A 13,988-nucleotide genomic window follows, 5' to 3' on the forward strand; every position below is an offset into this window, starting at 1 on the left:
TCAGAACCGCTGCTGTAGCCCGGCCATGATCCCCAGTTGGCTCTGCCCCGTTTCGACCGTGCCACCGGCGGCGACCGCCTTGCCTGCGCTCGCGCTGTTCAGCATGTAGCCGACCGACGTATAGACGCGCGTCCGCTTGGACAGCTGATGGTTGGCGCGCCCGGCCAGCAACGTCGCGTTCGCATTGCTCGCGGGCCCGCGTTGCAGATAACGCGTGCCTTGCGCATCGAACGTGACCGCAGGCGTCAGCGCATAGGCAACGCCCGCGAAGACAATATCGGTCTGCAAATGGCCGGCCGCCGCGACGTTGTTCCTGATCCATCCCGCACCGAGCTTCGCGCGCCCCATCACCGCGTAGCCGCCGACGACGCCGTGCGTGCTCGTATGGGCGCTGCTGTCGAGCGGCGCCGATGCGCCCGCCCCGCCGCGCTTCACGTCGTAGGACACCGCGACGCCAAAGCGCGCCGCGTCGTAAGCGACCAGCGCCGTATATTGCCGGCACGCGAGCGGATTGCCCGGCACCTGCCCCGCGCAGCCGGTCGCGGAAGGCCCGGCCGGCCCGGCGGCATCGCGGCCGAAGCTGTAGGTGCCGCCGATCGTGAGCCCGCGGAACTTGCCCAGGTAACCGATCGCGTTGTCGCTGCGCGCATTCGGCAGATAGGCGTCGAAGTTGCTCGGCGAATGAATGGACGGCCCGATCACGTCGGCGTTGGCCAGCGCATGGGCCGTCATGTTCATTTGCCTGCCGAGCGTGAGCGTTCCGTATGCGCTGCTCAGTCCCACGTTCGCCTGCCGGCCGAACAGTCGCCCGCCGTAGTTGAGCCGACCGGTGCCTGGCTGAAAGCCGTTCTCCAGCACGAAAAACGCGCGGTTGCCGCCCCCCAGGTCTTCGATACCCTTCACGCCCCACCGCGACGGCAATTCGCCGGTCAGATGCGGCATGCCTACCGCCGATCCGCCCTGCGCCGCATGGTTGTAGTACGAAATGCCGGTGTCGACGATGCCGTACAGCGTCACACTGCCCTGCGCCTGTACGGTGCCCGTCGTCGCGGTCAGCGACGATGCGAACACACTCCATCTCAGCATCGCCTTCGACGCTCTTGAATCGAGATGCATGACTGACTGTCCCCTTCATAGGATGCGGGCCGCGGCGTCGCCGTGCGCGATCGGCCGGCGGCCGTGCGCCGGCGCCGCGGATAAGCCGTTCAGGACTGCCCGGCGGACGACACGTGCCGTTCGGCGGCCGAAACCGCCGGGCCGTGGCGCGACGCCGAGCGACGCTGATCGATCAAGCCGACCGCGACGGCCGCCACCAGCGCGGGCAGCCCGATCGCCATGAAGTTCTGTGCCAGCGGCAAATCGATGCCCACCAGCACGCCGATGACGATCGGCGCCAGGATCGCGCCGCTGCGGCCCACACCCAACGTCCAGCCGATGCCGGTCGAACGGATCGCCATCGGATAGAACTGCCCCGCGTACGCGCAGTTGACGATCTGCGTGCCGATCGTCGACGCACCCGCGAGGCCGACCAGCACGAACAGCAGTGCGGTCGGCATCGGGTAGCCGAGCAGCGTGATCGACACGGCGGCAAGGAGGTACATCGACACGAGCACCGTCTTGATCGGCAGGCGATCGGCCAGCCAGCCGCCGCCGATCGCGCCGACCATCGCGCCGGCGTTCAGCACCAGCACGAACGTCAACGCCGAGCCGAGGCTGTAGCCGGCGCCCGCCATGAGCCGCGTCAACCACGAACTGAGCGCGTACACCATGAACAGGCACATGAAGCACGCGATCCAGAACATGACCGTGCTGAACCCGCGGCCGTCGTCGAACAGCTGCCGGACCGGCGCGTTGCCCGTGTGGTCGGCGCGCGGAACGACATAGCAGTCACCCGGTTGCGGCCGACAGGCGGGATCGAGCCGCTGCGCGATGCGTGCGAGTTCGTCCGTCCTGCCGTGCCGGATCAGGAACGGCAGCGATTCCGGCATCCATTTCATGAGCAGCGGAACGAGCAGCACCGGCGCGCCCGCGGCGACGAACACGGATTGCCATCCATGGGCGTCGATCATCCCCTTGCCCATGACCGCCGCCAGCATGCCGCCGACGGAATAGCCGCTGAACATCAGCGTCACCAGCGTATTGCGCACGCGGCGAGGCGCGTATTCGGTCATGTGGGCGATCACGTTCGGCATGACGCCGCCGATGCCGATGCCCGCGAGGAAGCGCGCGACACCGAACAGCACGGGCGTCGGCGCGAGCCCGGCCGCCGCGGTGAAGACGCTGAACAACGTCAGGCAGGCCGCGATGGCCCGGCGGCGCCCGATCCGCTCGGCGACGGTCCCGAACACGATGTTGCCGACCATCATGCCGAACAGCGCCGAGCTGACCATGAAGCCGGCCTGCGCGGGGTTGACGCCCATCTCGTTCATGATCGCCGGCAGCGCGATGCCGGCCACTGCCAGGTCGTAACCGTCGAACACGATGATCAGCGCGCACCAGAACAGCACGACGCCGTGCAGCTTGCCCAGCCGCGCATCGTCCGAGAGCGCCTGCAGGTTGATTTGACGCATGGAGCTTCCTTCCTTTTCCAGAGGGGACCCGGGCCCGGCGGTAGCCGTCGCATTACGCGAGTTCGACCTAGTACGATCGATCGGCCCATCAACTTAGTAGTTGTACGAATCATTGACATGAAATGCGCCGCTGTTCGTCCGGCTGCCGGCGCAGTGTAGGAAGCCACAATGATTTCCACTATCCGGAATTTGCAGGCCGCTCGCGAATCCGGTTCGTTTTTCTCGTGCCGCACGCCGCGCGCTATCCGGATTTCTCCCCGGCGGGGACGGGACTATCCGATTCTTGCGAAACTTTCGACAAGCCTGACAAAGATCAATATCATCGTTTCAGGATATCTCGCTCACAAGAGAAACCGATGTGGCACGACGCACATCCGCGGCCAGCCGATGTGCTGCACGAAAAACGCCACGCAGGAGACGCCCCATGCCCCTCACCCCGAATGCGGACGTATTGTCCGCGCTGTATCGGAATTGCGTGTTCCGATCCGGCCTGCGCACGGATGCGCACGAGCAGGTCTCGCTGGAACTGGCCGAGCATGCGCTGCGCTGGAAGCAGGGCGTACCCGACGCAGCGCTGTTCAAGGGGCAACTGAATCATCTGAGCGTCTACGCGCTGCAGTACGGCGCCGAAGTTGAAGTCGCCCCGCGCCCGTTCGACGGCTTTTCGCTCGTCCACACGTCCCTCGCGGGCGGCGCCGAAATCGAGTGCGACGGGCACGTGATGGGCGTGTCCGAAGGGCGCACTGCCGTGCTGGCACCGACGTCGCGCGTGCGCCTGCGCTGGCGAACCGGCACCCGGCAGCTGATCGTCAAGGTGCCCGATTCGCTGATGCGCGCAGTCTGCGGCCGCCGGCCCGACGACGCGGCGCCCGGCCTCGCGCCGGGCTTCCTGTTGCCGACGGCGCTTGCGTCGCAGTGGGATCTGATCGCGCAGTCGCTGCTCAACGTGCTCGCCGTTGCCGACGACGGCGGCATACGGGCCGAATGGCGCGACCACTTCGAACAAAGCCTCGCGCTGTTCCTGCTCGTGCATTGCCCGCCGTCGCCCGCCGCCGTGCAAGCCGGCCCGGCGCTGCAAGCGCGCGGCGCACCCGCGCAAGCCGGATCGCGCGGCGACATCCGGCAGATGGATGCGCTGCACGAATTCATCCACGCGCGGCTCTGCGCGCCGATCTCGCTCGAGGATCTCGCCCGCGCGGCCGGTGTCAGCCTGCGGACGCTGAACGTGCTGTGTCGCCGCTATCACGGCGCGACCCCGATGGAGCTGCTGCGCAACATCCGGCTGGACGCCGCGCGCGTGCAGTTGCTGACCGACCCGGCTGCCAGCATCACCGATACGGCGCTGATGTTCGGCTTCGGGCACCTCGGCCGCTTTTCCGCCTACTACTTCGCCCGCTTCGACGAGTTGCCGCGCGACACGCAGAAGAAGCGGGCGCCGAACTGAACCCGCGGCGCCGGACGCGCGGCTACCGCCGTAGTCGCCGCCGCTCGCCATCGCCGCAGCCACCGCTTTACGCGCCGGGCATTCGCCCGCATAGTAGTGGTTTTCCCGTACCCCACCCTTTCGCTCCGTCGCCATGTCCATCTCGCCAGCCGCCTGCGTCGTCCGCGACGCGACCGAAGCCGATCTCGACGCGATCCACGCGATCTATGCGCACCACGTGCACCACAGCGTCGCCTCCTTCGAGGAAACGCCGCCCGACGTCGCCGAACTGCGCGCGCGCCGCGACGCGGTACTGGGCCACGGGCTGCCGTACCTCGTCGCCGAATGCGACGGCCGCGTGGCCGGCTACGCGTACGCGACGCCGTACCGCACACGCAGCGCGTACCGCTTCACGATCGAGGATTCGATCTACATCGACGATGCGCAGCGCGGGCGCGGGATCGGCCGCGCGCTGCTCGCGGCGCTGATCGAACGCTGCGAGGCCGGCCCGTGGCGGCAGATGATCGCGGTGATCGCCGATGGCGGCACCGGCGGCTCGACGTCGCTGCATCGCGCGTTCGGCTTCGAGCCGGCCGGCATGCTGAAGGCGGCCGGTTTCAAGCACGGCCGCTGGATCGATACGGCGCTGCTGCAGCGCCCGCTCGGCGACGGCGCGAACACGCTCCCCGTCTCGCCATAGGTCCGGTCATGCGAATGACCGGCTCGCGCCGGCCCTTCATGCGCGCGAACGGACCGTGGCGCGCCACGTCGCGCTAGAATGGCCGCATGTCAAAACAGACTCATTCCACACCCGACGAGGCCGCGCCGGACGCCCGCAACGAGTACACGGTCGACGAGCTTGCGCGCGTGTCCGACACGACCGTGCGCAATGTCCGCGCGTACCAGGATCGCGGCTTGCTCGCGCCGCCGGAAAAGCGCGGCCGCGTCGGCATTTACGACGACACGCACGTCGCGCGCCTGAAGCTGATCAACCACCTGCTCGCGCGCGGCTACACGCTGTCGAACATCCAGGACCTGATCAAGGCGATCGACGAAGGCCACGACCTGCGCTCGATCCTCGGCCTCGAAAACGCGATCGGCGGCCGCTGGTCGCACGAACTGCCGAAAACCTATTCGCTCGCCGCGCTCGCGCAGATGTTCGGCCCGCAGGCGACCACGCAGCTGTCACGCGTCACCGAACTCGGCCTGCTCGAACGGCGCGGCCTGTCGTTCGTCGCGAAGAGCCCCGCGCTGCTCGAAGCGGCGGCCGCCATGACGAAGGAAGGCATCCCGCCGCGCGAACTGCTCGACGTGATCAGCCTCGCGCGGCCGCATTTCGACGCGATCGCTCGGCTGCTCGTCGATCTCGTCGTGAAGCGGCTCGACCGCTACGATGCCGGCACGCTGCCGCCCGCCACCGACGTGCCCGAGCTGGTCGACGCGATCTGGCGCCTGCGCCCGCTCGCGGCCGTGTTCGTCGAAGGCGAGACGAACCGCGCGCTGGAAACCGCCGCGAGCGCCTATCTCGGCGGCCGCGTCGCGACGATCCTCGACAAAAAGCTCAGCGACGAGGCCGCACGGCAGTCCGGCACGCCGGCATCGGAACACGACGACGAAGCATAGGCGCGCCGCCGTCATATTCATATCGGCAATGCTTCGTTTGCGGGCGCGATCGCCCATGCGACGATTCTTCCAACTGAGCGGCACCGCCGCTCGCCCGAAGACGTTTTGCATGGAGTCCGTTCGATGATTCGTTTCACCCGCTGGATCGCCCGCACCGCCGCCGTCACGCTCGTCACGCTGTCTGCGGCATCGGCGTTCGCACAAGGTAGCGCCGACAAGGTCGTGCGCATCGGCTACCAGAAGGCCGGCCTGCTGTCGGTCGTCAAGGCCCAAGGTTCGCTCGAGGCGCGGCTCAAGCCGCTCGGTTATGGCGTCCAGTGGTTCGAATTCCCGGCCGGGCCGCAACTGCTCGAAGCACTGAACGCGAACAGCATCGACTTCGGCTATACGGGCGCGCCGCCGCCCGTGTTCGCGCAGGCGGCCGGCGTGCACTTCGTCTACGTCGGCGCGGAGCCGCCGGCGCCGCACAACGAAGCCGTGCTCGTGAAGGCCGATTCGCCAATCCGTACGGTTACGGGCCTGCGCGGCAAGAAAATCGCGCTGCAGAAGGGCTCGAGCGCGAACTACCTGCTGCTCGAAGCCTTGCAGAAGGCCGGCGTGCGCTACGACGAAATCCACCCCGTGTACCTTGCGCCGGCCGACGCGCGCGCCGCATTCGAAAGCGGCAACGTCGATGCGTGGGTCGTCTGGGATCCGTACTACGCGGCCGCGCAAAACACGCTGAAGGTACGCACGCTGTCCGACTACACGGGCCTCGCGGCGACCAACAACTTCTACGAAGCGACGCGGGACTTCGCGCAGCAGCATCCCGACGTGGTCGGCGCGATCCTGAAGCAGGCGCGCGAGACGGGCCTGTGGGTCAACGCGCATCCGGCCGACACCGCCGCGCTGATCGCGCCGAAGGTCGGCCTGCCGCAACCGCTCGTCGAGACGTGGATCAAGCGTGTCCCGTTTGGCGCGGTGCCGATCGACGACCGGATCGTCGCGGCCCAGCAAGGAGTCGCCGATGCGTTCTACGCGGCGAAGCTGATTCCGCAGAAGCTGAGCGTGGCCGACAACGCGTGGAGCGACAAGAGCATCGCATCCGCGCTCGCCGCGAAGTAGCGCGAACCCACGCTTCGCACAGCGTCCATACGAAAAAGGCCGACGGGCATGCTGCCCGCCGGCCTTTTCTGCATTGCCCGACGTTGCGGAATTTGGGCGGCGAGCAACTGCCCGCTTCGCCAACGTCCCCGCTCCGCGCCTCCATTGACCTGGTTGCTCTACGTGGTCACGTGCCGGCCGATGGTGTCGGCAGCCGGCCGGCCGTTCATCGCCCCCGACTTCTTCGCGTCACGTTGACCTTCCGGGCGTACGGCGCCGAAGACCGGGAAACGCGCCTCCTCAAAGATCGTCGTTCGAAGACAACCACCCGGGTTCATATGCACCCAGTGCACGTGCCGGATAAAACCATCGCAGCGGCGCATCGTCGATCTGCAATGGCGGGCGAAGCCGCGATGCCGGCCCCCACGATGTGAGCTCGACGTGGTCCGCCCGATCCCGCTGATCGTCGGCTACCAGCTCGACCACCTCGCTCATCGGCTCCGGGCGCAACTGCAAGACGGCCGCCGTGCGCGCCAGCGAGGCGCGGACCTCGGTACCGACACCCTGCGTCATTCGCGTGGTCAGCCCGCGGATGGCGGCCGTCGCCATCAGGTAGCCCGTCGCATGGTCGATCGCCTGGACCGGCAGGTTCACCGGTTCATCGCTGCCCGTCACGCGCATGCCCGCCTCGGCGATTCCCGTGCTCATCTGAATGAGGCTGTCGAAGCCGCGCCGGCAACGCCACGCGCCGGTCCAGCCATAGGCGTCGAGCGACACGTCGATGAGCGCGGGATTCAGTTCGCGCCGTTGCGCGGCATCGAGCCCGAGGCGCGCGAGCGCATCCGATCGGTAACCGTGCACGACGATATCCGCGCGGCGCAGCAACTGCCTGAGCGTATCGAGATCCGCGGCATCCTTCAGGTTCAGCCGCGCACAGCGCTTGCCGAGAACGACTTCGGGCACCGTACCCGGCTCTTCCCAGCCGTACGGATCGATGCGCAGCACCTCGGCACCCAGGCCCGCGAGAAATCGTGTTGCCACGGGGCCGGCGAGAATGCGCGTCAGGTCGAGCACGCGAATGCCGCGCAACGGCCGGTCGCTCGAAGGCCGCCAGGCATGCGCGACGGCATCCGTCGCGGAATGAACGTGCAGCAACGGTTCGGCTGCGACCGCCTGCCCCTGCGGATGCCCGGCCCACTCCTGCGCCGAGTACATCGCCGCGGCACACCCGCCACGCTCGACGATCGCCGCCTCGAGCGCACCGGCATCCCAGCGACTCACCGCCTGCGCGACCGATTCCGCATCGGCGGCACAGCCGAGTACCGACAACGCGGCCAGTCGATGATGCGGCGCGTTGGTGTGCAACCTGATCCAGCGATCGCGCGCCCGATAGTTGCCGGCCACCGGATCCCATTGAGGCGGCATCGTCCAGCCCTGCGGACGCAGCGACGTGCCGAACCACAGCGACGCCATGCGCCGGTCGACCTGTACCGCCGGCAACGTTCCCGCCGACGCATGCAGCAATTCGGCGACGGACGTCCCCGCCGCCCCGATTGCCGCCGCGGCCTTGTCGGTTACGCGAAACGCGGAGACGAGTTCTCCCGCGCCGCTGAAGCTGCACGATTCGAGAAACGCTGGAGAGCCGCCGGCCGCCAGCCAGAACGTCCGCAGATGGTGCGACACCCGATCCTCGTCGGTCGTGGCCCGTTCCCGCGATATTTGATCGACACGCATGTTCGTCTCGCATGAATTAGGTGACGCAAAGATCGTCTCGCTCGCATTTGCTGTCAACGTTGATTATCCTGATCAACCTGTCGAACGATTCACTCTGCGCACGATGTCGAACTACCTGAATTCGACCGACGCCGCGGCAAGACTCGGCGTCTCGCGGCAAACGCTCTATGCGTACGTCAGCCGCGGCCTGCTTCGCGCGGAACCCGGCGGCAGCCACCGTGAAAGCCGCTACCTCGCGGCCGACGTCGACCGGCTCGCGGATCAACGCGCACGAGGCCGCAAGCCGAAGGAAGTCGCAAAGGCCGCGCTGAACTGGGGCGCCCCGGTGCTCGAATCGAGCATCACGTTGATCGACGGCGGCCGGCTCTTCTATCGCGGTACGGATGCGCTCGATCTCGCGAGCCGTGCGAGCCTCGAGGAAGTCGCGGCGCTGCTATGGCGAAACGACGAGCAGACCGCTTTCGGCCGCCACGTCCCCGCTACGCCCGCGGTGCTGCGGACGCTCTTCAGGCACTACGGCGACCAACGTGCCGAGCAGGCACTGTTGCCGCTCTTCACCGTCGCGAGCGAGGACGCGCCGACGGCGATCTGGCAGCAATCGTCCGATCGTCACGCACAGGGCTGCGGCGATCTCGTGCGGATTCTGGCGGCATGCCTGCTGCGCACCCGGATCGATACGGCCCCCGTCCACGTGCAATGCGCGCGGGCGTGGGGTGTCGGGCCCGCGGGCGCCGAGCTGATCAGGGCGGCGCTCGTGCTGTGCGCGGATCACGAACTGAACGCGTCGAGCTTCACGGGCCGGTGCATTGCGTCGACGAACGCGAGCCTGCGGGCCGTCGTGGTCGGCGGCCTGGCCGGCCTGTCGGGCGAACGTCACGGCGCCACCACGGCGCGCGGCGAAGCGCTGTGGGACGAAATCGGCAATAAGGATGTCGAACGGAAAATGAGCGAGCGTCTCGCCCGGGGTGACGGCTTGCCGGGCTTCGGGCATTCGCTCTATCCCGATGGCGACGTGCGCGCGACGTACCTGTTGTCGCGGATCCTGCCGCGCCACCCTCAATGGAACAGGATGCTCGATGCAGGGAGCGCGCTCACCGGCCAGAAGCCCTCCGTGGATCTCGCGCTTGTGGCACTGCGCAGACATTTGCGGCTTCCCGTCGGTGCCGCATTCGGCCTGTTCGCACTGGGCCGCTCGATCGGCTGGATCGCGCACGGGCTGGAGCAGCGCGCGCAATCCGATCTCATCCGGCCGCGTGCGGTTTATACAGGAACATGGCCGGTCGGCACCGAAGTCGAGCCGGATCGCGCGCGATCCCGCGGACGATCGGGAAAGCAGCGAGCGACGCCGCACCGTGCTGCTCCGGTCGACGACATGCTTTCCGCTTTCTTCAGGAATCGATAGCTTTTTGCTCGATGCCGCCGGCACGCAGCATCGGTGACACGCGAATGCCTCGCCGGCGGACGAAGGCAGCCACCCGCTGACGTTTCGCTGATGTCGCCAACGGATCGGCAAGGACCTTCCACGGAATTCCCCGATGGCCCTTTGCCGAATCCACCGGATGCAAACGGCAATCGGCACACCACGCATCGAGCCGACAACGTGCGCGCGCCGTCGGCACGCGCGTACTCGGCATGCCTGCTTACTTCAGCGCCCCCGCCACCTTCTTCTGCCGCCACAGACACAGCAAGTCACACGCAACGTGCGCGGCCGCGATCGCCGTGATGTCCGCGTGGTCGTACGCAGGTGCCACCTCGACCACATCCGCACCGACCAGGTCGATCGCGCCGAGCGCGCGCACGATCGCGAGGGCCTGTGCCGACGACAGCCCGCCCGCGACCGGCGTGCCGGTGCCGGGCGCGAACGCCGGATCGAGGCAATCGATGTCGAATGTCAGGTACGCGGGCCGCGCGCCGACGATGTCGACGATCCGCTCGACCGCCGCGCGCGCACCGTGGTCGTGCACCCACGCGGCATCGAGCCGCTCGATCCCGAGGAAATCGTCGTTCCACGTGCGGATGCCGACCTGCACCGACGTCGCGGGATCGATCAGCCCTTCCTTCACGGCCTTGTAGAACATCGTCCCGTGATTGAGGCTGTCCGGATCGTCGTCGGCCCACGTATCGCAGTGCGCGTCGAAATGGATCAACGACAGCGGCTTGCCGTAGCGCTCCGCGTGCGCGACCAGCAGCGGATACGTGATGTAGTGGTCGCCGCCGAGCGTCAGCATCTTCGCGCCCGAGCGCAGGATCGTGCGCGCATGCTCGACGATCGCGGGCTTGATCGACAGCGGGTTGTGCGCGTCGAACCAGCAGTCGCCGTAGTCGACGGCCGCGAGATCGTCGAACGGGTTGAAACCCCACGGATACGGGTGAAGCTCCGCGAGCTGCACGCTCGCCGCGCGAATCGCGGCCGGGCCGAGCCGCGCGCCGGAGCGATAGGTCGTCGCGAGGTCGAGCGGCACGCCGGAGATCGCGACGTCGACCCCGTCGAGCGTGCGCGAATAGTTGCGGCGCATGAACGACAGCACGCCCGCATAGGTGTTTTCGATCGACGAGCCGTACGGCGTCGTGCGACGGATCGCGCCGTCGCCATGGAGAAGTTCGGTCATGGTCGGACCATTTTTCGTGGGGGCCGGCCCGCGCCGCGTTGCATCGGCGCGCGCAGCGGGCACGGCATGGATTCATCGGGCACGCACCGGCTTGCGCATCCTGTCACGCGGCCGGGCGGAACAACGACAACGTCAATACCGCGGCGATCATAACAAGCCGAATTGATGTCGTTGCCCCGGCTCGACCGGGGCAACACGTCGAAGAAACCGGGTGAAGGCGTTCGCCCGTCGTGCACACGGCAACGCCCGATCGCCACGGTTGCGACCAGGCGCCTTTGCGTCCCCTGCCTGCCGCGTCCTAGAAGGATTCGCCGGTTTTCCCGCGCCCGTTCTTCCGGATAATGGCCGGCAGCCGCGCCCTCGACCGTGCGCCGTCCACCGCAGACAACAACAAACCGGAGACACCCCGCCTTGATCGCCACGCTTCCCGCCACCTACCGCCGGCTCTGGCCGCTCGCCGTTGTCGCCGCGCTGCTGTACGGGCTGTCGCTCGCTGCCGCCCCCTATCCCGGCCAGGCCGCCGCGAAAGCCGCGATGGGCATCCTGCTGCTCGCGGCGGGCAGCACCTGCGGCGCGGCGCGCGAACGCGCGTGGCTGTGTGCGGCGCTCGTGACCGCCGTGCTCGGCGACGTGCTGCTCGCGCTGCCCGACTGGCCGCTGTCGTTCGTCCTCGGCCTCGGCGCGTTCCTGCTCACGCACCTGTGCTATTGCGCGATCTTCATGCGCTGGCGCGCACGGCCGCACGGCTGGCGCGTCGTCGCACTCGTCGGGCTGTGGATCGCCGCCCCGGCGTTCTACGTGGCGTTCTTCCCGCACCTCGGCGAACTGCTCGCACCCGTCGCCGTCTACATGCTCGTGCTCTGCGTGATGGCGAGCTTCGCGCTCGCGGCGCGCACGCACAGCCCGCTGGTGGCCGTCGGCAGCCTGATCTTCGTCGGCTCCGATACGCTGATCGGCGTCGGCCGTTTCCTCGGCGGCTTTCCGGGCATCGAGTACCTGATCTGGGGCCTCTACGCGCTCGCGCAGGTCACGATCGTGGCCGGGGTTTTCCATGAGACGGCCGCCCGAACGATCCGTCCCTGATACCGTTTCAAACAGACCGCCGCACGCTGGCGGTCTCGTGCGCTCCCTCTCTCGCCCCGCCGACGGCCCTTTCCGCGCATCCCGCGATGCGGGAACCGGCCCGTTCCAAACCCCGCTCAGCCTTTTCCAGCCTGGCTTCCGGCCCTTAGAGCGCCGCTTCTAGCCTCTTGCGGTTTCCGGGTTCACCCACTATCGTTACATCAAACAATGTAACATTCGAAAATGAGCCAAATCGGAGACACCCGGATGAATGCTCGCACGTTGCCTTTCGGTCCGCCCGGCCACGACGGCCTGGACGAAACCATCGACATCGCCATCATCGGCACCGGCTTCGCCGGCCTCGGGATGGCGATCCGCCTGCGGCAAACAGGCGTGACCGACTTCGTCGTCCTCGAGAAGGCCGCGTCGGTCGGCGGCACGTGGCGCGACAATCATTACCCCGGGTGTGCATGCGACGTGCAATCGCACGTCTATTCGTTCTCGTTCGCGCCGAACCCGCGCTGGACGCGCATGTTCGCGCCGCAACCGGAGATCCGCGCATATCTGGAAGACTGCGTGCAGCGCTTCGGGATCGGCGCGCACCTGCGCCTGAACCACGAACTGCAGCGCGCCGAATACGACGACGCCGCGCAACGCTGGCGCCTCACATTCGCGAACGGCAAGCGGCTGTCGGCACGCGTGCTGGTGTCCGGGATGGGCGGCCTGTCGCGCGCCGCGCTGCCGTCGATTCCCGGCGTCGAGAACTTCAAGGGCCGCGCGTTCCACTCGCAGCACTGGGATCACGACTATGCACTCGAAGGCAAGCGCGTCGCGGTGATCGGCACCGGCGCGAGCGCCATCCAGTTCGTGCCGCAGATCGCGCCGCGCGTGAAAACACTCGCGCTGTTCCAGCGCACGCCGCCGTGGATCATGCCGAAGCCCGACCGCAACCTGACCGGGTTCGAGAAGTGGCTGTTCCGTACGCTGCCGTTCACGCAGAAGGCCGTGCGCAGCGGCATCTACTGGATGCTCGAATCGCGCGTGCTCGGCTTCGCGATCCATCCGTCGCTGATGAAGAACGTGCAGAAGCTCGCGCTGCGCCACATCCGCAAGCAGATTCCCGATCCGGAGCTGCGCAAGACCGTCACGCCGAACTACACGCTCGGCTGCAAGCGCGTGCTGATCTCGAACGACTACTACCCGGCGCTGTCGCGCAAGAACGTCGACGTGATCACGACCGGCATCGACCACATCGAAGCCGACGCGATCGTGACGACCGACGGCCGCCGCCATGAAGTCGACTGCCTGATCTACGGCACCGGCTTCCAGGTGGCCGATCCGTTTCCGCGCGGCGCGATCATCGGCCGCGGCGGGCTCGACATCGTCGACGCATGGCGCGACGGCGCGCACGCGTATCTCGGCTCGACGCTGCCCGGCTACCCGAACTTCTTCATGATCGTCGGCCCGAACACGGGCCTCGGCCACAACTCGATGGTGTTCATGATCGAGTCGCAGATCGAGTACATCCTCGGCGCATTGCAGGCGATGCGTCGCGAACGCGCGGATGCGATCGAGGTGCGTCCGCTCGTCGAGGCGCAATTCAACAGCGACCTGCAGGGCAAGCTGAAAAAGGCGATCTGGTCGACGGGCGGCTGCAAGAGCTGGTACCTCGATCCGCGCACCGGCAAGAACACCACGCTGTGGCCGGGCTTCACGTGGCGCTTCCGCCAGGCGACCGCGCGTTTCTCGATCGCCGATTACCACGCGTATCGCGCGCCGCAACTCGACACCACGGCGCGGCCCGCCGCCGCACCGGCCGCTGCCGCTGCTGCTTCGACTTCGACTTCCGCCGAAGCGGCCTGAGCCAGACAAGGAGCAACCGAC

11 protein-coding genes are annotated in these 13,988 nt (G+C 67.6%); 7 read left to right on the forward strand and 4 right to left on the reverse strand.

The window, feature by feature from the left end:
- Positions 1–1,086: a porin gene (locus tag ABIC51_RS32610; protein WP_226127934.1), complete on the reverse strand. Its 1,086-nt coding sequence runs from the start codon at positions 1,084–1,086 to the stop codon at positions 1–3.
- Between the two features lie 119 nt (positions 1,087–1,205).
- Positions 1,206–2,570 carry an MFS transporter gene (locus tag ABIC51_RS32615; RefSeq protein ID WP_226127936.1) on the reverse strand — a complete coding sequence of 455 codons (1,365 nt, stop codon included), beginning with the start codon at positions 2,568–2,570 and terminating at the stop codon, positions 1,206–1,208.
- A gap of 424 nt (positions 2,571–2,994) precedes the next feature.
- On the opposite strand from ABIC51_RS32615, the gene ABIC51_RS32620 reads away from it, so the two are divergent.
- The 4 genes from ABIC51_RS32620 to ABIC51_RS32635 all read left to right on the forward strand — a co-directional run bounded on the left by ABIC51_RS32620 (position 2,995) and on the right by ABIC51_RS32635 (position 6,720).
- Positions 2,995–4,014, forward strand: coding sequence for an AraC family transcriptional regulator (locus tag ABIC51_RS32620; protein WP_226127938.1), 1,020 nt, complete (start codon positions 2,995–2,997; stop codon positions 4,012–4,014).
- 133 nt (positions 4,015–4,147) lie between these two features.
- Positions 4,148–4,693: a GNAT family N-acetyltransferase gene (locus tag ABIC51_RS32625; protein WP_060084231.1), complete on the forward strand. Its 546-nt coding sequence runs from the start codon at positions 4,148–4,150 to the stop codon at positions 4,691–4,693.
- Positions 4,694–4,779: 86 nt separating this feature from the next.
- Positions 4,780–5,616: a MerR family transcriptional regulator gene (locus tag ABIC51_RS32630; RefSeq protein WP_027789345.1), complete on the forward strand. Its 837-nt coding sequence runs from the start codon at positions 4,780–4,782 to the stop codon at positions 5,614–5,616.
- Between the two features lie 123 nt (positions 5,617–5,739).
- Positions 5,740–6,720 carry a sulfonate ABC transporter substrate-binding protein gene (locus ABIC51_RS32635; protein ID WP_027789346.1) on the forward strand — a complete coding sequence of 327 codons (981 nt, stop codon included), beginning with the start codon at positions 5,740–5,742 and terminating at the stop codon, positions 6,718–6,720.
- Between the two features lie 279 nt (positions 6,721–6,999).
- Here the strand turns inward: ABIC51_RS32635 and ABIC51_RS32640 are convergent, their stop codons facing one another.
- Complete coding sequence (locus ABIC51_RS32640) at positions 7,000–8,433, reverse strand: CoA transferase (RefSeq protein WP_226127940.1); 1,434 nt, start codon at positions 8,431–8,433, stop codon at positions 7,000–7,002.
- A gap of 103 nt (positions 8,434–8,536) precedes the next feature.
- Here ABIC51_RS32640 and ABIC51_RS32645 point away from each other — a divergent pair, with 103 nt between their 5' ends.
- On the forward strand, positions 8,537–9,835 hold the full coding sequence (locus ABIC51_RS32645) for a citrate synthase family protein (RefSeq protein ID WP_200057368.1): 1,299 nt from the start codon (positions 8,537–8,539) through the stop codon (positions 9,833–9,835).
- 238 nt (positions 9,836–10,073) lie between these two features.
- Here ABIC51_RS32645 and speB read toward each other — a convergent pair whose 3' ends face one another.
- On the reverse strand, positions 10,074–11,042 hold the full coding sequence (gene speB / locus ABIC51_RS32650) for an agmatinase (protein ID WP_060084234.1): 969 nt from the start codon (positions 11,040–11,042) through the stop codon (positions 10,074–10,076).
- 411 nt (positions 11,043–11,453) lie between these two features.
- Here speB and ABIC51_RS32655 point away from each other — a divergent pair, with 411 nt between their 5' ends.
- The gene (locus ABIC51_RS32655; protein WP_059697801.1) at positions 11,454–12,125 is read left to right on the forward strand and encodes a lysoplasmalogenase; all 672 of its coding nucleotides are present in this window, start codon (positions 11,454–11,456) and stop codon (positions 12,123–12,125) included.
- Positions 12,126–12,371: 246 nt separating this feature from the next.
- Positions 12,372–13,967, forward strand: a complete 1,596-nt coding sequence (locus ABIC51_RS32660; protein ID WP_354006824.1) for a flavin-containing monooxygenase — start codon at positions 12,372–12,374, stop codon at positions 13,965–13,967.
- Positions 13,968–13,988 lie beyond the last annotated feature (21 nt).

This window comes from Burkholderia sp. 572 (assembly GCF_040545135.1).
Classification (GTDB): domain Bacteria; phylum Pseudomonadota; class Gammaproteobacteria; order Burkholderiales; family Burkholderiaceae; genus Burkholderia; species Burkholderia cepacia.